Annotated in this window: 19 protein-coding genes; 12 read left to right on the top strand and 7 right to left on the bottom strand. The window is 39.5% G+C overall.

The window, feature by feature from the left end; translation table 11 throughout:
- Window positions 1-71: 71 nt before the first annotated feature.
- The 4 genes from LC418_RS02545 to LC418_RS02530 all read left to right on the top strand — a co-directional run bounded on the left by LC418_RS02545 (window position 72) and on the right by LC418_RS02530 (window position 4408).
- Entirely contained in the window at window positions 72-779 is a 708-nt protein-coding gene (locus tag LC418_RS02545; RefSeq protein ID WP_111954203.1) for a LytR/AlgR family response regulator transcription factor, read from the top strand.
- 161 nt (window positions 780-940) lie between these two features.
- Window positions 941-1423, top strand: a complete 483-nt coding sequence (locus tag LC418_RS02540) for a T9SS type A sorting domain-containing protein (protein ID WP_223557992.1) — start codon at window positions 941-943, stop codon at window positions 1421-1423.
- Window positions 1424-1426: 3 nt separating this feature from the next.
- Entirely contained in the window at window positions 1427-3976 is a 2550-nt protein-coding gene (locus LC418_RS02535) for a beta strand repeat-containing protein (protein ID WP_223557991.1), read from the top strand.
- Between the two features lie 6 nt (window positions 3977-3982).
- A complete protein-coding gene (locus tag LC418_RS02530; RefSeq protein WP_223557990.1) occupies window positions 3983-4408 on the top strand; it encodes a hypothetical protein in 426 nt (141 codons plus the stop codon).
- Between the two features lie 115 nt (window positions 4409-4523).
- Here LC418_RS02530 and LC418_RS02525 read toward each other — a convergent pair whose 3' ends face one another.
- On the bottom strand, window positions 4524-4958 hold the full coding sequence (locus LC418_RS02525; protein WP_223557989.1) for an META domain-containing protein: 435 nt from the start codon (window positions 4956-4958) through the stop codon (window positions 4524-4526).
- An 86-nt stretch (window positions 4959-5044) separates the two neighbouring features.
- On the opposite strand from LC418_RS02525, the gene LC418_RS02520 reads away from it, so the two are divergent.
- Together LC418_RS02520 and LC418_RS02515 are read left to right on the top strand one after the other, a co-directional pair.
- The gene (locus tag LC418_RS02520) at window positions 5045-7255 is read left to right on the top strand and encodes a S46 family peptidase (RefSeq protein ID WP_111954408.1); all 2211 of its coding nucleotides are present in this window, start codon (window positions 5045-5047) and stop codon (window positions 7253-7255) included.
- Window positions 7256-7330: 75 nt separating this feature from the next.
- On the top strand, window positions 7331-7804 hold the full coding sequence (locus LC418_RS02515; RefSeq protein ID WP_223557988.1) for a YdeI/OmpD-associated family protein: 474 nt from the start codon (window positions 7331-7333) through the stop codon (window positions 7802-7804).
- 43 nt (window positions 7805-7847) lie between these two features.
- Here LC418_RS02515 and LC418_RS02510 read toward each other — a convergent pair whose 3' ends face one another.
- The 6 genes from LC418_RS02510 to LC418_RS02485 form a co-directional block, all read right to left on the bottom strand.
- Window positions 7848-10949 (bottom strand): non-ribosomal peptide synthetase family protein, encoded by a 3102-nt coding sequence (locus tag LC418_RS02510; protein WP_223557987.1) that lies wholly within the window; start codon window positions 10947-10949, stop codon window positions 7848-7850.
- A 415-nt stretch (window positions 10950-11364) separates the two neighbouring features.
- Entirely contained in the window at window positions 11365-12900 is a 1536-nt protein-coding gene (locus LC418_RS02505; RefSeq protein ID WP_223557986.1) for a YifB family Mg chelatase-like AAA ATPase, read from the bottom strand.
- A gap of 184 nt (window positions 12901-13084) precedes the next feature.
- Window positions 13085-14047: a T9SS type A sorting domain-containing protein gene (locus tag LC418_RS02500; protein WP_223557985.1), complete on the bottom strand. Its 963-nt coding sequence runs from the start codon at window positions 14045-14047 to the stop codon at window positions 13085-13087.
- A 41-nt stretch (window positions 14048-14088) separates the two neighbouring features.
- Window positions 14089-15486 (bottom strand): outer membrane beta-barrel protein, encoded by a 1398-nt coding sequence (locus LC418_RS02495; protein WP_223557984.1) that lies wholly within the window; start codon window positions 15484-15486, stop codon window positions 14089-14091.
- On the bottom strand, window positions 15479-16045 hold the full coding sequence (locus LC418_RS02490) for an RNA polymerase sigma factor (RefSeq protein WP_223557983.1): 567 nt from the start codon (window positions 16043-16045) through the stop codon (window positions 15479-15481). Before LC418_RS02490 ends, LC418_RS02495 begins: the two co-directional genes overlap by 8 nt.
- Window positions 16046-16138: 93 nt before the next feature.
- The gene (locus LC418_RS02485) at window positions 16139-16720 is read right to left on the bottom strand and encodes a DUF4840 domain-containing protein (protein ID WP_223557982.1); all 582 of its coding nucleotides are present in this window, start codon (window positions 16718-16720) and stop codon (window positions 16139-16141) included.
- 520 nt (window positions 16721-17240) lie between these two features.
- Here LC418_RS02485 and LC418_RS02480 point away from each other — a divergent pair.
- The 6 genes from LC418_RS02480 to LC418_RS02455 all read left to right on the top strand — a co-directional run bounded on the left by LC418_RS02480 (window position 17241) and on the right by LC418_RS02455 (window position 22476).
- Window positions 17241-17804, top strand: a complete 564-nt coding sequence (locus LC418_RS02480; protein WP_223557981.1) for a hypothetical protein — start codon at window positions 17241-17243, stop codon at window positions 17802-17804.
- An 11-nt stretch (window positions 17805-17815) separates the two neighbouring features.
- On the top strand, window positions 17816-18460 hold the full coding sequence (locus LC418_RS02475) for a hypothetical protein (protein ID WP_146897049.1): 645 nt from the start codon (window positions 17816-17818) through the stop codon (window positions 18458-18460).
- Window positions 18461-18470: 10 nt separating this feature from the next.
- Window positions 18471-19241, top strand: coding sequence for a sensor histidine kinase (locus tag LC418_RS02470; protein WP_111954175.1), 771 nt, complete (start codon window positions 18471-18473; stop codon window positions 19239-19241).
- Window positions 19238-19882, top strand: coding sequence for a response regulator transcription factor (locus LC418_RS02465; protein WP_111954173.1), 645 nt, complete (start codon window positions 19238-19240; stop codon window positions 19880-19882). Before LC418_RS02470 ends, LC418_RS02465 begins: the two co-directional genes overlap by 4 nt.
- A gap of 666 nt (window positions 19883-20548) precedes the next feature.
- On the top strand, window positions 20549-21394 hold the full coding sequence (locus LC418_RS02460; protein WP_223557980.1) for a caspase family protein: 846 nt from the start codon (window positions 20549-20551) through the stop codon (window positions 21392-21394).
- A gap of 71 nt (window positions 21395-21465) precedes the next feature.
- Window positions 21466-22476, top strand: a complete 1011-nt coding sequence (locus LC418_RS02455) for a trypsin-like serine peptidase (protein WP_111954167.1) — start codon at window positions 21466-21468, stop codon at window positions 22474-22476.
- Window positions 22477-22585 lie beyond the last annotated feature (109 nt).

The following is a 22585-nucleotide window of genomic DNA, read 5'->3' as shown; positions in this document are numbered from 1 at the left end:
CCTTTATAACGCTGATTTGTAATTAATAATCCATTAAAATTACAAATATTGTAAAAACTAACACCAAGATCATGAATTCCCATATTAAATGTATGATTATTGATGATGATGAACTGGACAGACTGGTTCTCCAGCATCATGTCAGGCAGTACGATAATATAGAGATTGTTGCGTCTTTTAATTCGACGGAAAAGGCAGTTCCCCATCTGGAATTCCCAATCGACCTGTTGATCTGCGAAACTAGGCTTAGCGGAATGAGCGGATTGGAATTCAGGAAACTGGCCTATAAGATTCCCGTCTGCATCTTCGTAAGTTCCCAACCGGAGCTGGCAGCAGAAGCATTTGAAATTGATGCCCTGGATTTTGTAACAAAACCCCTTAAAGCAGAACGTTTCCAGCATTCCATAGAAAAAGTTTTCAATTTTTTTGAAATGAAAAAAAAATGCGAATGCTTCGATGCCATTCTCGGTGAAAACTGTATTAAGATAAAAGAAAACGGTAACATTTCTCAAGTCAGACTTACCGATATTCTTTACCTCGAAGCTTTAAAAGACTATACCCGGCTTGTTACGCATGAAAAGAAACACTGTGTTCTAGATTCCCTGGGAAACCTCCTTCATAATAGCTTCTTCGATTCTTTTATAAGAATCCATCGCAGCTATGCCGTACCTCGTCATTTCATCCGCGGAAAAAACAGCCATGAAATAGAACTGATCCATCAGATCAGGCTTCCCATAGGCAGAACTTACAAAGAAAGTCTGTCCTTCCTTAACCATTAACGACTGAATACCAACATTTTTACTATAAAATGCCGTTGGTCGATTTTTTTGACCGTTAGTCTATTTTCCTTCAATCCGGTTGCGATATGTGGTAATTTAGTGTTCACAAATTTTCTCTTGAAAACTTGGATAACCAATTAATAACCACAAAAATATTTAACATGAAAAGAACATCTATTCACTGCTTCTTTCTCATTCTGTTCACCTTTTCCGTCAGTATTTTGAGTGCCCAATCGGCAGTTCTGGCCACAGGAACAAATGCATCAGGAGGCAACGGCTCGGTTTCTTACAGTGTCGGTCAGACCGCTTATATGTACAAGGGAGCAGGCTCTCAGGTGTTGGAAGGCGTACAGCAGGCTTATGAAATCACGACACTTTCTGCCAGCGAAACCACAACAAAGCAAGAAGGCATTTTACTCTATCCGAATCCCACCAGAGATTATCTGTACATAGATTTTTCTTCTGTTCCGTATAAGGGATCGGAGTATCAGCTGTTCGACGCTCAGGGCAAACTGATCATAAAGGACGTGATCTCACAGCCAAAGTCCGAACTTAATCTTTCTTCTCTTCCTTCTGCGGTTTACATTATCAGAATCAATCAGAATGGAGAAAATTTAAAAACCTTTAAAGTCATAAAAAAATAAGCCATGAAAAAAATATTACTTTCTCTGGGGATCATGCTCGGCCTCTTTTTAGGGCATGCCCAGGCTCCGGAAAAAATGAGCTACCAGGCCATTATGAGAAACGGATCCGGTCAGCTGCTGATCAATCAAAGCATCGCTGTTAAAGTAAGTGTACTGCAGGGCTCTCCTGCCGGAACACTGGTCTATTCCGAAAGACTGACCGGAAACACAAACGCCAATGGACTTATCAGCATGGAAATAGGGACAGGCACCGTGCTTTCGGGAACTTTTTCTACCATAGACTGGCCAACGGGGAACTATTATCTGAAAACAGAAACCGATCCTGCTGGAGGTATCAATTACACGATAGCAGGAACAAGCCAGCTATTAAGCGTACCTTATGCTATGTACGCTAAGTCTGCTGGCGGAACAGGCGGAAGTTTCACAATTCCTTATACCAATACAATAAATAATGCATCTACTCTATTTTCGCTGATCAATGACGGAGACGGAACTTCCGTGGAAGGCATCAACAATACAACTACTTCCAGCATTGCTTCAGTTCGGGGTATTGTAAACAACGTGGCACCAGGCGGATTTTCCAGCGGTGTCCGGGGTATCAACAATGGAACCGGAGGGCTCGGAGTTGGTGTCTGGGGAAGTCAGAATGGAAGCGGCTGGGGAGTTTACGGTGTTACGCCTAACGGATTAGGGGTCTATGGAAATGCAAGTGCCAACGGAACCGGAGTATATGCCAACAGTAATACAGGAACCGGACTTACAGCAACCAGCAATAACGGAATCCCTGCAAGTATATCAATATTCAACAATGCCAATAATAACAATGCCCTCAATGTTTCCAGTGTTGGAAACGGAACAGTGGTGAATGTAACCACTACCGGAAACGGGGCCGGAGTACGCAGTTCTACAGGGGCCGGATTCGCGTTGCACGGCATTACAAGTGCACAGACCTCTGCAGGTATAATAGGTGATAATAACGGAGCCGGTGAAGCGGTAGTCGGCAGGACAACCAGTGATATTGCCGGGGCTGTAGTAGGACGTAATGATGGTGGAGGTTATGGTGTAAGGGGTTTTGTTGCGACCAACACAACCGGAACGGCTGTCGGAGTTTTAGGACAGGTAGGATTAAACAACAGTAAAGGACGTGCAGGACGTTTTGAAAATTTTAATGCCACCAACGAAATCAATAATGTATTTGAGGTAGAAACCAACGGTAATGGAAATATTCCGGATAATACCCAGGGTAATGCAGCTTCTTTCTTAGTTGATAATACAAACAGTGTAGGAGCGGCAGTAAGGGGTGAAGTGAATACTATTTTCGGAAACTTTGGTGCTGCAGGTATTTTTGGGGTTTCCTCAGGAACAGGAGGACGTGCAGGGTTATTTTATGCGTCAAATCCTGCAGGAAACGGCGCTGCATTAATTGCTTTAACTGATGGGAACGGAAATGCCATCACCGCCAACGCGGGTAAGGACGGAAACGGTGTTGAAACCAATATTGATGGAGCCGGAAACGCTCTGTATGCATGGGTTCCTACTTTTTCAACCGGGCGTGCAGGAAGATTTAACATCTTTAATGATGCCAATACAAGCGATGTAATAACGGTAACCACAGTAGGTAATGGTACTGCTGGAAATTTTAAAGTAGACAAGGTAACGGGTACCTCTCCCGCCGTGAAAGGGGAAGTAAATTCGCAGTTTGCTAATTTCGGAACTGCCGGTATTTATGGTATTTCTTCAGGAACCGGAGGGTATGGAGGTTTATTTTATTCCTCTAATGCAGGCGGCAGTGGACCGGCTTTATTGGCAATCACAGAAGGCAGCGGGAATGGTATTACCGCCAATGCCGGAGGTACAGGCGATGGTGTGGAAGCATCATGTGATGGAAATGGCAATGCAATTTCAGGCTTTATTCCTAATTTCGGTACGGGTAAAGCGGGAAGATTCGCCAACTTTAATAATGCCAACGGTCAGCCGGTGGTTCATGTAACGACAACTGGTACCGGATCTACCCTGCTTGTCAACCACCAGGGACCGTCGGGAAATCTTTCTGTATTCCAAAGTGCCTCAGTAAACGTAGCCCGTATAGATAAAACCGGAAAAGGTTTTTTTAATGGCGGTACTCAAAGTAGTGGTGCAGACGTTGCCGAAGTCTTTGATGTGGAAGGGAGTATTTCTGAGTATGAAACCGGGGATATTCTTGTAATTTCTACAGATACGGACCGAACCGTTGAAAGATCTTCTAAGCCTTATTCTACGCTTGTAGCAGGAGTATATGCGACAAAACCGGGAGTACTTCTTACCGAAGAACATATTGATTCTGACATTTCCGGTAAAGTACCAATGGGTGTGATTGGAGTTATTCCGACCAAAGTATGTCTGGAAGGCGGAAAAATTAAAAGAGGTGATCTTTTGGTAACGTCATCAAAATCCGGAACAGCCATGAAGGCCAATCCTAAAAAGGTAAAAATAGGACAGGTGATCGGAAAGGCTCTCCAGGATTACAATCAGAATGAAACAGGAAAAATCCAGGTATTGGTTAATATTAAATAAATTATCATGAAATTACTATATATCACTGCATTTTTAGCATTAAGCGTATCCGTTTATGCTCAGGAAAATAAGAAAGCTTCTGAATCTGAAGATCAGGCCCAGATTGTGAAACAGCTCAGAGAACGGGAAGCCCAGCTGGCAAAAGCGTCTCAGGAAAATGCTCCTAAAAAGCAAAACGTATCCGTATTGGCTTCAGAACAGGGTCTTGAAGGGAAAAGCCAGGAAGTAAAATCCCAGCCTTCCAATTCAAACAATACTTCGGGGAAATTACTACCTAACACAGCCACTTTAGCAGAAATAAAAGCCTCTATTCCCAACAGGCAGGCATCCCGAACCAATACCGTGAATTCCAGGAACACAAATAGTAATGTCATAGGTCTGCCCAATACGGCGACCTTAGAAGAAATAAAGAAAACAATCCCAAAAAACTGATAACCCATAACCAGATTTCAAGCAAAAGTCCGCTCCAGCGCGGACTTTTTATATTTCAGATCTATGGTTTATTTAAAATCCTCAAAATTTAAGCTTGATCACTCAATCCATATTCTTAATCCCAATCTGCAGCCAAAAATTTCATAGAGTTTCCATTGTCATCGGATAAAGTAAGGAAATGCCCTTCTATGGAATAATTGGTCATTTTATCAAATTTCTGGATAAAAGCGTTTTCCAGTTCCATATTCTGACAGGCCTTCAATGTGCTCCCTACTCCTGAGATCTTCACTTTTCCATTGGTTTTAAATTCTGCAGTAAAGAACATGCTGTTGCACCCCATATTGGCTCCTCCTTTTATTTTTCCTTTTTCCATTATGCCTGTGAGGTTGATCTCTGCCTTATTTCTGACTAATTCCTCTTTAGAAAATTGATCAAAAGAAATGAGCATCCACTGTCTTTGAAGGCTCGGATTTTTTTGCGGGACTGAAGAGCAGCTGACCACAGCTCCTAATAGCAAAATGGCAAAAAATGATACAAGTATTTTTTTCATGGGGATTATCCTTCCATTTTCATACCATTCCGGGACAGAATATCGTAAAAATTAGTAAATTAGCGACACAAAAATTATTTTATAAAATGAAAAGACTATTTCTACTGTTCACTTTCTTATTGGGCTTTGCTCAGATGAGGGCGGATGAGGGGATGTGGCTGTTAATGCTCATCAAAAGACTTAACGGGGTCGACATGCAAAAAGAGGGACTGCATTTGACACCTGAAGAAATTTATTCAGTAAACAATTCAAGCTTAAAGGATGCTATCGTAAGCTTCGGGGGTTTTTGTACCGGGGAAATTGTTTCTGACAAAGGACTTATTTTCACTAACCACCACTGTGGTTATGGTGCCGTAGCTGCCGCTTCTACTCCGGAGAAAGATTATCTTAAAAACGGATTCTGGGCTATGAAGCAGAAGGACGAATTTAATGCAAAAGATCTTTATGTAAGGTTTTTAGTTAGAATGGATGATGCTACGCAGAGAATCACTTCCAAGCTAAACAACAATATGACCGGAGCAGAGAGAAAAGCAGTTATTGATGCTGAAACAAAAGCAATCCAGACTGAAAACTCTGAAAATGGAAAGTACACAGTAGTGGTAAGAGATTTCTTCAACGGAAATGAATTCTACTATTTCGTATACCAGGATTATAAAGATATCAGATTGGTAGGTGCACCACCTTCATCATTGGGTAAATTCGGAGGTGATACAGATAACTGGGAATGGCCAAGACATACTGCTGACTTCACGGTATTCAGAGTATACGGGGATGCAGCAGGTAACCCTGCAGAATTTGCACCAAGCAATGTTCCTTTGAAGCCTAAGCATTTCCTTCCGGTTTCTCTTAAAGGGATCAAACCTGGAGATTTCTCTATGATCTTAGGATATCCTGGAAGAACCAACCGTTACCTTACATCTTACGGAATTCAGCAGATGGTAAACAAAGACTATCCGGCTTGGGTGGAAGCTTCCAAGCTTGCTATGGATGTTATGAAAAAGTATATGGACAAGGATAAAGCGACTCAGCTTAACTATGCGTCTCAATATGCTTCTGTAGCCAACTACTGGAAAAACAGACAGGGAACTATCGATGCGGTAGATAAAAACGGAACGATAGCCGACAAACAAAAGATTGAGGATACTTACAGAAAATGGTCTGCATTGCCAGGAAACGCAGAATATGATGGTATTTTAGAAGATATCGGCGCTTATTACAAGCAGGTCTCCGACAGAAATGTTGAAAGAAACTACGCTTCTCAGTTCTCAAGAAATGCAAAATATATCACTCTTGCTTTACAGGTAGGATCTGTTCTTAAAGCTTATTCTGCTCAGGATATGCAAGGAAGATTAGCGATGAAAGCTAAAACCGAAACTGCAATCAAAGAAGCTTATGAAAACTTCAATCCTTCTCTGGAGGGAGAAATGCTAGCTTCTATGGCTGGACTTTACCAATCAAGAGTGACCAATAAAGAGGTGGCATCTGCTACTATTTTAGGATTGGATTCTAAGACTCTTTCTAATGTAGCCTATTCTTCAATTTTTGCCAATAAGACTTCTGCTACGAATTTCTTATTAAACCCAGATGCATTGAAACTTGATGCTGATCCGCTTTGGAAAATCGCGAACGGAATTGTTGCTGACCAGAAAATGAGCATGGAGAAGTATTCTAAAGTTGACGATAACTTCAACAAGAACAACCGTCTATTCTTAGCTGGATTAATGAAGGCTATGCCTGAGAAAAAATTCTATCCTGATGCTAACTCTACCATGAGATTAACTTACGGAACAGTAGATAAACTTCCTGTAAGAAATGACAGAAACTACTTTGGAGTTACTGACAACTATTATACTGATATGACCGGTCTTGTAGGAAAATACAAGAAAGGTGATGAAGAATTCGATCTTCCTCAAAGAGTGATCGACCTTTATAATCTTAAGGATTTCGGACAGTATGCTGATGCTGCTGGATATATGCCTGTAAACTTCCTTTCTAACAATGATATTACAGGTGGTAACTCAGGTTCTCCTGTTATTGACGGAGACGGAAACCTTATCGGTATTGCATTCGATGGAAACAGCGAAGCATTAAGCGGTGATATTGTATTTGAACAAGACTGGCAGAAAACAATTAACGTAGATGTACGTTTTGTTCTTTGGACAATCGACAAATATGCAGGAGCAAGAAGGCTGATCGATGAATTAAAGCTTGTAAGAGGAGAAAATACACCTCCTGATACGAAGTCTAAAAATTCAGGAACTACTCAAATGCCTAAGAAAACAAAAAAGGTAAAATAATCTTTTTCTGATAAATTTTTAAAACCGTGAATTTGCGTTCACGGTTTTTTTATTTTTGAGCTCTAAATCTTTGTGATGAAACAGAAAATAGAATTTACAGGAATTATAAAGCAAAACGGAACCATGAATGCCGCTTTTGTAGAGTTTCCTTTTTCTGCGGAAAAACTGTTTGGCAAAAAAGGACAGGTTAAAATTAAAGCAATATTTGACAATAAGGTCGAATACCGTGGAAGCCTTGCTAAAATGAAATCTGACTGTCATATTTTAGGCTTGACCCAGGAAATCCGAAAGAAGTTGGGGAAAACATTTGGCGATGAGATTGTTGTAAGCCTTATGGAAGATCAGGAGGAAAGAATTGTTGAAATTGCAAATGACATCGCCGTTGTTTTTAATGAAAATCCCGATGCAAAGAACCTGTTCGACAAAATGAGCTATACTCACCGGAAAGAATACATCCGCTGGATAGAGGAAGCGAAAAAGCCTGAAACCAGAGAAACCAGAAAGATCAGGATGATTGAAATGATTTTGAGTGGAAAAAAGGGCATATAAATAAAGCCGGGCATACATCCCGGCCCTATTATTTCAAAGATTTCTACACAGGAATTCCTAAATATTTGAGATAAGCATCCAGCATCTTCTTATCAAATGCAGGCTCCTCAATACCAGATCCTTCCAAAAACTGAATAACATTGGAACAGTCCCAGACATAGGTGTTCTGATATAATTCCACCGTGGAAAGCCCTTCATGCATATTATCTTTAAAGAGGCTGGTAAGTGGATACAAACGGTTCCGGCTGTCATCTTCCCACTGCTTTCTCCATTCTTTGTAGGGAAGACCTTCAAGAGTAAGCGGATAATACTTCTTCAGGAGTCCAAAGAAACTTTCCAGGGTAAGATTGGTTTCCGGTCTTGCGATCAGGTTAAACTTTTTACCGATCGCCTCTTTACTTTTTGTGATATGGGCCATAGATTTGGTCATATAGTCTACTGTGATCAGTCCTTCTCTTAATTCAGTAAGTAAAGGATAAGATTTAAATTCAACACAGTTTTTCACAAGACCTGACCACCACTGGTAAGGAGCACTGGCACCCGTTTCGCTGTGGCACATGGCATAGCCAAGACGGTAGGTAATTAAAGGAAGACCTTCTTTAGCAGCAAGATCTGCAACCGCCTCCATTACCCATTTGCTTCTTACATACCCGATATCTTTACTTACAGACATTAGGTTCTGAGCAATATCATCGCTTTCCATCATCACGGTTTTCCCGGTAAAAACATGTCCCCAACTGTAGACCGAAATAGTGGATAGCAGGGCAAGACACTTAGTTCTTTCGGCACCGGCAAGCTTTATGATTTCTCTTAATCCTTCTACGTTCGGAGCTTTCATGTAAGAATAAGGTTCTATAAAATTAACGGAGCTGCCAGAGTGGTAAATAAGATCCAGTATTCCTGCAAGTTTTTTGAACTGGTCTTCAGAAAACCCTAATAACGGAAGGGACAGATCTCCTATTACAGGTATGATTCTCGGCTTTTGCTCTTCTTTTCTATCGATATGATACTGTTTATAGCAGCTGTCAATTTTTTCCATTGCATGAAATTCATCCTGAGCCCTTACCAGACAGTAAATATCTGCTGATGTGGTATCCAAAAGTTCCTGAAGCAAATGTATACCGACAAATCCGGTAACCCCGGTCAAAAATATGGTTTTAGGATTTTCCAGTTGTCTGGGATCGAAACCGCCTGCAAAAACAGTTTCCGGAGCCAGGTAAACATCCTGCTGAAGGGCTATATAAGGCTCTACATCTTCTTTCGGAATGGCTTCACGGGCTTCATTGGCTCTGGTGATCAATTCATTGGCAAGCTGCCTAAGGACCGGAAACTGGTAAATATCTCTCATATAAACCTTGGTATCCAATCTTGAATTCAGGGCGGTTGCAACTATAGCGACAAGGAGTGAATTTCCACCGATATCAAAGAAATTATCTGTCATATTAATCACCGGACGCTCAAGTTCTTCAGCCCAGATATCTGCTATAATTCTTTCGGTTTCATTGGTAGGAGGTTCTGTAGAAATCAGTTCTTTTGCCTCTTTATCTGCGAGTTCTTTTAACAAATTGGCATCTGTTTTTCCGTTGGCCGTGAGTGGTATTTTATCAACATTGATGATCTGAGCCGGAATCATATAACCGGGCAGCTCTTCTTTCAGCTGTTGTCTTACCCATGCAGCGTCTGCTTTTGCACCGGGCTTTACTATGACAAAGGCTACAATATATTTATTATTTCCATGGTCTTTTGTAATGACTGCTGCTTCCTGTATTCCTTCCAAACGGGCAAGGCAGCGTTCAATTTCGCCCAATTCCACACGGAAGCCCCTAATTTTCACCTGATTGTCTATTCTTCCTAAAAATTCAATATCTCCATCTGACTTCCAGCGGGCAAGATCACCGGTACGGTATAGCTTTTCGTTCTCCCTGAATGGACTGTTAATGAATTTTGAAGATGTGAGCTCTTCATTATTAAGATAACCCTTAGCCAAAAGATTTCCTCCTATATGTAGCTCTCCTACGGCTCCTACTGGCAAAAGTTCGCTGTTTTCTCCTAAAATGTAAGCTTGTGCATTGGCTATTGGCCTTCCTATTGAAGAAACATATTGCCCATTCATATCTTTAACTTTTTTGAAAGTGGCATAAACCGTGCATTCAGTAGGACCGTAATAATCAATTAACTCATAACTTAATTCGCTGGTAAGTACAGGCTTAAGTTTTTCTCCTCCTGTGAAAAGATATTTAAGGTCAAGGTTACTATACTTTCGTGTTTCTTCAACAACGGAAGGAGCAAGAACAGAAGGGACAAATCCATGGGTAATGCTGTTTCTACGGTAAAAATTCACAAGCTCTGAAGCTTCTACTCTATCTTCATTGCCGGCAATATACAATACGGCACCGGCAATAAGTGCTGACCAAGTTTCCCATACGGAGATATCGAATGCCAATCCGGCAACAAGGGTTAGGTGTGATGTGTTATCAACATGAAAGTACTGGTTGTGCCATGTAACCAAATGTTGAATACTATGGTGAGAAATCATGACCCCTTTAGGGTTGCCTGTTGATCCGGATGTATAGATGGTATAGGCTAATGCATCCTGAGATATAGTAAGATCAGGCAGTTCAGCAGGTAAATGTGACAGGCTTTCTGCATTATCCAGATAAAAAATTTCAGCGTTAATTCCTTTCACCAGTGAATTTCCCCGCTGAGCATCTGTAATAAGTATTCCCGCTGAGGTATTTGCAAGGATGTATTCTACACGTTTTACAGGATAAGCAGGATCAATAGGCACATAAGCTGCTCCTGTCTTCAAAATGCCCAGAATGGCAACCAGCCACTCGAGAGAACGGTCCAGCCATACGGGGACAAACATTCCTTCTTGTATTCCTTTCTCTAACAGCACATTGGCAAGTTGGTTGCTTTTCTGATCCAGCTCACGGTAACTGATCCAGCTGTCCTGATAAACAGCTGCAAGATTTTCGGGATGAAGGAGTGCCTGGTTGTTGAAAAGAGAGACCAGTGTTTCTTCTTTGTGATAGTCCCAATTTGTTTTGTTGAAATCGTTGAGAAGTCTTTCTCTGTCTTCAGAGGATAAAAGAATCGGTACACCAGCGGGCTGCCCCGACGGCGTTGATAGTGTATTCGGCATATTAGTTTTTGGTTTTGTTTGGTGATAATAGTTTCAGATGAACTGCATTATGGCAGAGCTTTAGGCCTGTATAAAACAGCCTAGTACATATTAACTGCAAAAAATGCTATACATTCTTGCCTATTGTTAGTCAGAATTGATTGACTTAAATCCAGTTTATTAATTTCTATTTCATAATGCAATATTTTTAAAAATTTGGTAATCAAATTTAACATAATATTTGAGATAAAGAAATAAATAATCATAAACTTTCTCCAAACAGGGATTTAAGTATTACTATACGTGATTTAAGCCAAAAATCTAGTAAAATCAGGTCAAGAAAACAGGAGAAATAGCATTTCCTGATCAACAAAAATGGAGGAAATATTCAATAAGCCAGAATGTATTTTACGAAACCATATTGAGAATTTCATGATTACACATTCCAAAATTCCCTGTCCAGACTTCTGTACTGTATGGCTTCTGAAATATGATGGGATAATATATTTTCAACCCCCTCCAGGTCGGCTGCAGTTCTGGCCACTTTCAGGATACGGTCATAAGCTCTTGCTGAAAGATTCAGCTTTTCCATAGCGAGTTTAATGAGATGCATAGAGGTTTCATCCAACCCGCAGAATGCTTCAATTTCCTTAGGACCAATCTGAGCATTGTAGCTGATATTGAGGTTTTTATAGCGTTCATTCTGAATATTGCGTGCCTTGAGTACCCGTTCCCGGATATCTGAACTTTTTTCTCCTTTTCTTTTTTCTGCCAGCTGTTCAAACTCAACTTTCTGTACTTCTATATGAATATCTATTCTGTCTAATAATGGACCTGAAAGTTTATTCATATACCGCTGCATTTCGTAAACGGATGAGGTGTTTCCCGGATCGTCCGGAAAAAAACCACTGGGACTTGGATTCATAGAAGCCACCAGCATAAAGCTGGCAGGATAGTTTACGGTAAACCGGGCTCTGGAAATTGTTACTTCACGGTCTTCAAGAGGCTGTCTCATCACTTCTAAAACGGTTCTTTTAAACTCAGGCATCTCATCAAGAAACAAAACGCCATTGTGCGCAAGCGAGATCTCTCCAGGCTGGGGATAACTGCCTCCCCCTACTAATGCAACGTCTGAAATGGTGTGATGCGGTGATCTAAAGGGCCTCACGGTCATGAGAGATGTTTCTGCACCCATTTTACCGGCTACAGAATGTATTTTTGTTGTTTCTAAAGCTTCTTTCAGGGTTAATGGAGGAAGAATGCCCGGTACTCTTTTGGCAAGCATTGTCTTTCCACTTCCCGGAGGGCCGATGAGAATGATATTGTGGCCGCCTGCTGCGGCTATTTCCATCGCTCTCTTTGCTGTTTCCTGACCTTTAACTTCGGAAAAATCAAACGGAAAATCATTCATTTTTTCCTGAAATTCTTTTCTGGTGTCCAGTATTACTCTTTCAATAGGCTTTCCTTCGTTAAAAAAATCAATTACTTCTTTGATATTTTCTACTCCATAAACTTCCAGGTTGTCTACAATTGCTGCTTCACGGGTATTTTGCATGGGAAGTATAATTCCTTTAAAACCTTCTTCACGTGCCTGAATTGCTATTGGCAACACTCCTTTTATGGGCTGCAGGCTTCCATCAAGGGAAAGTTCACCCATAATAACATACTGATGGATATTTTCGGCAAGAATCTGATCTGAAGCGGCAAGAATCCCTATTGCAATGGAGAGGTCGTAAGCAGCGCCTTCTTTTCTAAGATCTGCAGGCGCCATATTAATCGTGATTTTCTTACCGGGAATTTTGTATCCTACATTTTTCAGGGCAGCAGAGATTCTGTAACTGCTTTCTTTAATGGCGTTATCGGGAAGCCCAACGAGATGGTATCCTACTCCTCCCGTGTCTACATTTACTTCGATAGTAATGGTTTGTGCTGCTACTCCGAAGATGGCACTTCCATAAATTTTAACTAACATGATGGGTGTTTTTGTAAAAATAAATAATATAATATTTTAAAAAATCAGCTTTTTCATGAATAGTTTTTGGATTGAAAATGCATTTAAAAAAATTTATTCTTAAAAAAGATAAGCCGATACAGACCATCTCTGTACCGGCTTTATCATGATTAAAAAAAACTAACTAAGGATTGATCATATGCTGTTATTTCTTTATGAATTTATTCTTATAGGTATTTCCCTGTGAGTCTTTGGAAAGAATAATATAGTTTCCGGGTACGAGCCTGCTCACATCAATAGCCTCATTAAAACGGTGATCATTTTTCTGAAGAACTACTTTTCCTGACATATCAATAATGGAAACCGCTTTGTACGTTTTATCGGACTCTTTTCCGATATAAAGGAACTGGGCTGTAGGATTTGGGTATATTCTCAGGTCTTTTTCCTTGCCTTTTGTTTCATCTGTTCCCAGGCTGCAAAACTCCCAGTTACCAAAATTCAGCTTTACAAAATTTCCTGTCCCTAAAAATTCACACTGATCCGGGCAGTACTCTGTACAGGCATAAAATCCATATTCTCCGGATTCTGTTGCCATATAGGTATCGCCAGTTGCACCATTTATAACACAAGGATCTCCATTGGAAGGCGGCGCACTGGCTGGAATGCATTTATACCATACATGGCTGCCATAGAGATCTGGAAAGGCATCATCAAATTTTACAGATGCTCCGGCACAGATATTATATTCTCCAAGTCCTACCTGAGAAAAAGTTCCGGGTGTAAAGGTGCTCATCATTGCAGGAAGCGCATACATGAATCCATCTGCCATAATAGCCGGGCTTTCTGCCACGCAGTCTCCTTGCGTAACTGCCACTTTAAAATAATAAAGCTGGTCATCATTCCCATTGATGGTCAAAGTCTGTGAAACTGCCCCGGGGATTGGTGTCCAGGGATTGGTATTAGGCGTTTGCCAGGTCCATTGCTGTTTGTACCACTGGTAGCTTCCGAATGTTTGTGTAGAAAGTGTCTCTGTTTCGGTGTTACAGAACAGGATTTTATCCGGGAATTTTACGCCCAGCCTCGGGCTTGTGATGGTTGGATTACACTGTGCTTTTATATTCAGAAGGGTCATGAACAGAAAAGCCAAAAAAATCAGTTTTGGTTTCATATTTAAATATTTAATGGTTTGTTTTAGTCTTACTCAATATATCAGTCCAGTAACAGCCTGATTCCGAACTTCATATTAAAGTTTAATGGTTTTTCTTTGTAAATGGTATTGAGCTGATTATCATTTTTAAAGTGATATCCTATTCCGGGTTCTGCATATATCCCGATTTTATCAATAATTTTCACCTGCAGCCCTATCGCCGAATTCACTGAAAGCTGTACGGGCTTCACATCAAGCCGTTCCTCCTGTTCGTCCTGAACTTCATCATTTACAATATATTTTGTCTTAAGCTTCCCTGCTATAGCTTTTTCGGCAAGCACTCCGCCGGTAACATATCCTGTAAAACGTCCTTTCTGAATGACATTGTAATTTACCTGTACCGGAATACCTATATAATGAATGCTCTGATCCCCTTTTATATAATTTGAATTGCTTCCGGAGTGAAGTTCTGAAGTAAGTTTTGTGTAATTGACACCTGTTCCTATGCCCCATTTTTTCCCAAGGTTATAATACACGGAAACACCAAATGTAACAGGAATTTTATGTCTTATCCTTGCTTCAACTTCTTTGCTTTGGTTAGCCAGCAGGACTTCTGTAAGCGGATCAGGTTCTGTTCCGGTGATCCAGAAATCATTGAAAGTCATAGGACTTCCGCTCATAGAGGTGTAGCCAGGGAACCTCTGTTCGGAAGAATTTGACGAAACGTTTCCTGTAAGCATGCTCAGCATCCATTTTTTGGAAGGACGACCTAAAATTTTAGATTTATCGGTACCGGCATACTTTTCCGGAAGTTTATTTTCATAATTGTTAAAAATCTCCCCGTCATCCTGTTTCTCTTTCAATTCCGGACTCTCACTAAATGAAGGAGATATATTGTATAGAGGTAATTCTTTTTTTGCCAATGGAATTAAATTATTTTGCTTTTCCACAGGCCCAGGTACTATCCTATTATGATCAATGGTTTCTTTATTAAATATATTTTCTAAAATAGTGCGTGAATGAGCATTCCCTATTAATATATTTCCCTGGTCACTATATTTTTCACCTGATTTGGTGTTGCCCTGCTCATTTGTACTTGCCTTTACTGATTCTTTGATCTTTTTGCCATCTTTTTTAATGTTATCAGCATTTTCAGAGTTTACCGCTATTTTAGGTTCTGTTTCTGCATTCATTTCCTGTAAAAACTTTCCTGTAAAGAACAGCATGGTAACGGCAGCAGCCATTCCAACAATACGGTAGAACAGAGTGCTTTTTTTATTTATAGAAATAGTTTTACTTTCTTTTTTATCATCAGCTTCAAGCATCATTCCTCCGGCCATTCCGTTTTCTTCTCCTTCGGAAAAAAGTTCATCTTTAATATCTTCCCACAGCCCATCCGGAACATCCTCTTCGTGGTCTTCCATTTTCCTGTGCAGATCATTGAGCCACCGATTATTCATATTGTGCTTTTTTTGACATTTTAAATTCTTTAATTTTCTGGATCAGCAGTCCTTTTGCCCTGTGAAACTGTGAGGCGGAAGAATTTTCTGCGATTCCTAAAAGCCCGGCAATCTCTTTATGGCTTTTTTTCTCAAATACAAACAGGTTAAAAACGGTTCTGTACCCATCAGGAAGCGAGCGTATCATTTTCATAATAGCTGCCTGGGGAATTTCCTCGAGATCCGGTTCCTCATCATTGGGAATGTCGGGAAGCTCTGTAAGGTCTTCATTTGTTGTTATGCCGGAATGCTGCTTTATATGCTTTAAAGCTTCGTTTACGGTGATACGGATCATCCATGCTTTCAAAGAACCGTTGCCTCTGTATTCAAATGTTGCTATGGAGCGGAACATTTTGATAAAGCTGTTCTGAAGAACGTCATGAACATCGTCTTTTCCTGAAAGATAACGGGAACAGACCCCGGCAAGGTTTCCGGAATAGTTTCCGAAAAGTTCTTTCCAGGCAGTTTCTTCCTTCGTGAGAAGGCGTTTTATTAAAATCTGCTCCTTGTTTTCTTCCATGTACGACTAAGGTCCGGTTTAGCACCGATTAAAATTTTAACGCAAAAATAGACCGCATCCGGCAAACCACAATCTATTGTTTATATTATCTTATCAATTAGTTTTTATGCAGTACGGGAAATTGTAGTTAATCGCCTCGAAGGGACTCAATTCCGTTCCATTTACCGTTATTTTTTCTGCTACCAAGGCAAATCTCAGCGTGTGATCCAGACCCACAAAGTATCCTTTTTGTTTTGCTACGACCGTTACGACTGTGTTTTTGATCGCTCCGTCTACCGGGATCTGAAGCTGAAGAACTTTTGGTACAAAAGTGAGTTCTACCCAGTTTTTATCGGCATTTAATACTGTTGTATAATTCAGATTATATTTCACTTTTCCCATCGCTGCTATGGCACTCTGTGTTTTCACCGGATCTTTTACTACCGCCATTACAATTTCTTTTAAAGGAAATTCCGGAAATGTGAGGGTATCTTTTTTTATTTTAAAGTCTACAACTTTTTCCGACCTCAACTCTCCCTGCACTGTGATAAGCCTTCCTTTATAATTCCCGTTAATATCTTCCAGCTTTACGGGTGGTACTTCTATCCTGTCCTCGTTCATACACGAGAACAGGGAGAAGATGATTGATAAAATTAAAACGGTCGTAATAACCTTAAGTACTATTGAATTATTCATTTCATTATTTTTTTACATTAAACATTAATTGTATTGAGTACTCATCTATAAAATCCGGTTTTTGGGAAATCTTGCATGGAATTTTGAAAAAAGGATGAAATTATATTGTAAAGCACTGGTTTACTGTGAATAAAATTTTGAAATTTATTTTATATCAATTCAAAAAACACTCTGCTCGTTGAAATTTAAAAAACTAAATATTTAGTTATTCAGATTGAAAAGCAGAAAAGATAAGTGTGTGGAGTCCTTCTTAGAATAACCAAATATCTATATTCAAGAGAAAGCGCTTTTAAATTCGTTTCAAACCATTGTACTGGGTATTGCAAATATTTTTCGTTTTAAATATTAGATATGAAAGTCTAAAAGAAAATATTTAGAAGCTATGATCAAATAAATTCATATCTCCCTGAATTCCAAAACAAAATGTCGTAAATTTATTACTCACAAAAACAGTGTTTTCCCCCTTTTATAGAGTTGAGCAGTTACCTAATTTTGTATTATAAAATTAAAAACCATAAAAATGAAAACTCCTTTTTTATTCAAAAGTCTAAGCGCGCTTCTTGCTCTGCTTATTTTAAGTTTTTGTATGCTAAGCTGCACACGCTGCTCCGAACCGCCAAAAGAACCTGTAAGTGATAGTTATAAAAAGAAACTGATCAGTTATCGTGAAGGCAGGATACTTTATGATGAATATTCCAGAACCAATAATGTAATTCTTACAAAATACAGAAACGGAGAACCGGATTCACGCTGGTACTGGTTTTCTGTAGAAGATATGGAAGGATACCTTAACTATGTAAAAGAAACCGCCAAAAAACAACACCTTAAAAATCCGGGGATCAGAATTTATATGGGAAAATATCCTATGAATCATCCTAAAAACAAAATGGCAAAACCGGAATACGCCGGCTACCAGACTATCTTCTTAGTTCCTACCGCTCAGAATCTGAAAAGAGATAGCTCAGGAACAATGTCCAAAGCGATGAGGTCTATAGATGAGAATATAAATGTAAGTGAGATGGAAGTTCTAAATATGACTAATCTTGCTCCCCCACCTAAAGTGTCCACCGCAGATATGCCGTAAAAAATAAAGCCATGAACTGGAACATAGAAATAGGGAAACAAATATCTATGATGATATCCCTTATGGTAATGGCTTTGATGATTATCAAATACAGGAAAATCAGAAAAGAGAATTTATTTTTTATTGCAGGGTATATATTATTTTCCCTGATTGATATTTTTTGCTATTTCTATTTCAAATCTACTCACCGGTCTACTGAAATATTTTTCGTGATTGGCTTTTTAATGATTGTGTTTTTCCTGTATTTGCTGTATTATTTTCAATTACTGTATTGGCCCATTTTAAAAAAACTACAGCTGATTCTTTTGATTCTGTTTGCAGTCAATATTATTGTGATGTTTTATACAGAAGATGATCTGCTGCATCATTTCTCCTTTAATATGCTGTATACTAATATCCTTTTGTTACTGTTTTCCATTATTTTATTTTTATACCAGACCTTTAATTCTGATAAAATACTGGAGCTTAATAATTATTTACCATTTTGGGTTTCAGTCTCTTTACTGATTCTTTTTATTGGGAGTATTCCGATCCTTTATTTCAGGACTACCGTTTCAGAGCATATCTATTTTTTTATTTTATTTATGCTGAATCTTATCAGTAACGGGATACTCATACTGGGATTGATTTGGAACAGACAGGATAAACCAAGATAAGATCTAAAGTATGGAAGAAAATAATTTGGTTATTACCTTCACCATTACCTTACTTATTGTCGTTCTGATGATGATCTTCATCTATGTGGTCTTTATCAAAAAGAAAACAACCCTTCTGATCGAGCAGAAAGAAAAAGACATGCGGTTTGAAAAAGAACTGGCAACTTCGCAGGTGGAAATAAAGGAACAGACACTGAATTACATCGGACAGGAATTACACGATGATGTAGGACAAAAGCTCTCTGTGGTCCGTTTGAGACAAAATCAACTGATTTCCAAACTGAAAAATGCAGAAAAAGAAGAACTGAGCGAGCTGAGTGAGTTGTTGGGCGAATGTATCCAGGATATCAGAAACCTATCCAAAACCCTGATTACGGAACAAATCATTCATTTCGGATTGACAGAATCTATTGAAAGAGAAGTAAAAAGAATACAGAAATTAAAATTATTAAAAATAGAATTCATCACCCAGAAACAGGATATTGATATTTCTCCCAAGCATGGGCTGATTCTTTTCCGGATCATTCAGGAAAGCATCAATAATATCTTAAAGCATTCCAGGGCTAAAAATGTATCTATAAAACTGGAAGATGATCACAATACCTTACGAATCAATATCTCTGATAACGGAAAAGGTTTTAATACCGACAAGATACAGGATGGTTCGGGACTGAAGAATATGGAACTGAGAGCTAAGCTGATCCATGCAGAATTTTCCATCCAGTCGGAACTTGATAAAGGAACACAAACCTCGATAATTTATTACAAACACTTCATATGAAAACTATTCCCATCGCTATCGTTGATGACCATACGTTAATGTCCAAGGCATTGGAAAATATGATTATGGAAAATCCTCAGTACAGTGTGATCATGAATCATCCCAACGGCGAAGATTTTATTGCCGCCATAGAAAAAGCTTCAGAATTACCCGCTGTAGTACTGATGGACATCAATATGCCTTATAAAAATGGTATAGAAACCACAGAATGGCTCACCGAGCATCATCCTGACATAAAAGTAATAGCTTTGACTATGGAAGATGATGAAAAAGTACTTATCAAAATGCTGAAGGCGGGAGCGAAAGGCTATCTGCTGAAAGATATGCAGCCTGCTATCCTCTTTCAGGCGATAGATACCGTATTTGACAAAGGCAGTTTTTATACCGATTTCGTTGCCCAGAAATTGTTAAAGGTAAAAACAGAAGACATCAAAAATGCGTCTCTTCTTTCCGAGTTAAAAGGCAGGGAAAAAGAATTTATAAAATGGGCCTGCAGCGAACTTACCTACAAGGAAATAGCGGACAAAATGTTCCTCAGTCCAAAAACTATTGATGGCTACAGAGATTCTGTTTTCACAAAATTAGAAATAAAAAATAGGGTCGGCCTGGTTCTTTTTGCCTTAAAACATGACTTATGCTGATGTGATTTTTCCTTTTAAATCAACACAGTCCAAACCATTATAACTCAATCACTCATCCGGTAGATTTTTACAATGTACCGGGTTTTTTTGTTTCCTCTTCATTCTAATCATCCATAAAATAGTTCAGTTTTAAAAACACGATACTTATTTTTCCTTCCAAATACCCAATCATCCGTGCAAATCTGTACAATCCGGGGTTAATTCTTACAATTATCTGATTTTTCAATTTCCTTTAATTGGTACCAGTTGTAAAAAAGCCTACTTATTTTTTTAATGTAAAGTTCGATTTTAATACCGTATAGGATTAGGAGAGCAAAGAAGAGATCAAATTCATTGTTTCGACTAAGCGACCGTTTTATCCATTCGTTTCATCAGCGGCCATGCTGCTCCTCTTTGCCTTCCTCAAAATTATGCGCTTCCTAAATGAACCTTTGCGTTAAAAAAGAATTTATCTTCCAAATACCCAATCATCCGTGCAAATCTGTACAATCCGGGGTTAAAAACTCTTTCAAACCCCAAAAAAGGTGTTTTACCTGCCACACAATCAGGCCTTTCCCTCTGTTTTTGCTCTGTTGAATAATGGAATTTTGTCATATAAAACTAATCCACAAAGGCAGAACCCGAAAAGCCAAAATAGAGTAGGGAAAATTTTAAAAACTAATAGAAATGAAAAAAGCACTTGTAATAGGAATCAATGACTATGCACCTATAGGATCAGGCGGCCCGGACTTAAACGGTTGTGTGAACGATGCAAGGGATATGGCAAATACATTGGTGATTTGCGGATTTAATCCGGCAAAGATTAAAATCCTCACCAATCAGAACGCCACAAGAGCCAATATACTGAATTATCTGAAAGCATTAGTGAATAGCAGTGTAAAAGGAGATTCTCTGGTCTTCTATTATTCCGGACACGGAACCAGAGTAGCCAATATCGGAACAGATCTGGAAATAGACGGATTGGATGAAGCAATTTGTCCACACGATTATGCAAGTGCAGGCGTGATTCGTGATGATGATTTCAAAGCTGTTCTCAGTAAGCTGAAAGCAGGCGTGAATCTGGAAGTTATTTTCGACTGTTGCCATTCAGGAACAGGAACCAGAAAGATGGAGCTCGGACTGGATTTAGAGCTTTCCTATGAAACGCCCCGTTTCATTCCACCTATGCTGGAAGATGAATTTTATATGACCTACGCCAGTGAAATGCAATCCTCTAAAACTTCTAAAAAATCAATCTCTATGACCAAAGCTTTAGTTCCCGTTGCCGGAATGAATCATACGTTATGGGCGGCTTCCAAAGACAACCAGGTATCTATGGAAGGAAATATGAGTGGCCAGATAAGAGGTTATTTCACGTATCACTTCTGTAAAATACTACGGGCAACCAACGGCAATATTGTCAGAAAAACACTTGATAAACAGATCGCGATTGCTTTAGCTGCGATGGGAGCTGCACAAATTAACCAAACAGAAAGCATTACAGCAGAATTTTCTCAAAAAATATTTTCATAAAAATCAAATCACTGGCGGAATCCGAAAAGCCATCCAAAGAGTAGGAAAAAACTGATTAAAAACCAATAATCATGTCTAAAACTGACCATAACAAACCAATGACAACGGAAGAAGTCTCAAGACTTAAAACCGTTAAAGCAAAATCAACTGAAAAATTGGCAAATGCCGAAAAACTAACCCACCAGGGACCTGCCATGGAAACCATTGACGGCAGATCTTTCCCGAAAGGAATGAAATCGATCGGAATGCCTGCAGGTGAAAAAGCTGCAGAAGGAAAAGTACTCGAGACCGATCATTTCTATCCTACCCATTCAGATTTTGAATATCAGCCTAAACTGGAAGCTAAAAAGGACCGTAAACCAAAATTCATTGACAGAGAATCTTTCTTAACCGCAGAAGGGGTAAAAACTATATTCGGTCCCGATCAGAGAAAAGTATATAATTCTACTGCGTATCCGTGGCGATGCGTAGGGAGAGTAGAAAGCGCTTTGGGCTCAGGAAGCGGGGTAATGATAGGCCCGAGACACCTTCTTACCTGTGCCCACATTGTAGACTGGCAGCCAAATAACACCACGGGCTGGTTAAAATTTACTCCAATGTATTATAACGGAAGTGCTCCTTACGGAAGCGCCTGGGGTACATTAACCTATTATAAGTACAAAGTAGCCGGACCTACGATTGATTCTACAGAAATTCAATATGATTATGTTGTTATTGTTCTGGACAGACCTATCGGAAACAGTACAGGCTGGCTGGGTGCCAAATCTTATTCAGATTCATGGGATGGCGGGGCTTACTGGACACATGCAGGTTATCCCGGAGATTTAACAGGAACCCAGAGACCCACTTATCAGACCGGTATTGCTTTAGACGGAGACTTCTGGAGCGCCGATGATAATGAAAGCATGACCCACAAAGCAGATATCTGGCCAGGGCAAAGTGGTGGTCCGTTCTGGGGATATTGGGACGGAGCTCCTTATGCTGTAGCAACACAAAGTGCTCATAACCCAAGTGAAAATTTTGCAAGTGGCGGCTCAGATCTCGTCAATCTCGTGATAAGAGCCCGCAACGAGCATCCATAACCAATTTTTTTTCTTTATATGAAGAGCCTGACTTTTAGTTGGGCTCTTTTTTTACAGTCCGCTTCCTGTACTCGTTTTGGTATTTATTTATTGAAGCTTTTTATTTTCT

It is taken from the genome of Chryseobacterium lathyri (genome assembly GCF_019970085.1).
Lineage (GTDB): Bacteria > Bacteroidota > Bacteroidia > Flavobacteriales > Weeksellaceae > Chryseobacterium > Chryseobacterium lathyri.
The sequence above is the reverse complement of the archived record's forward strand: the minus strand, read 5'-3'. Positions and strand labels throughout refer to the sequence as shown.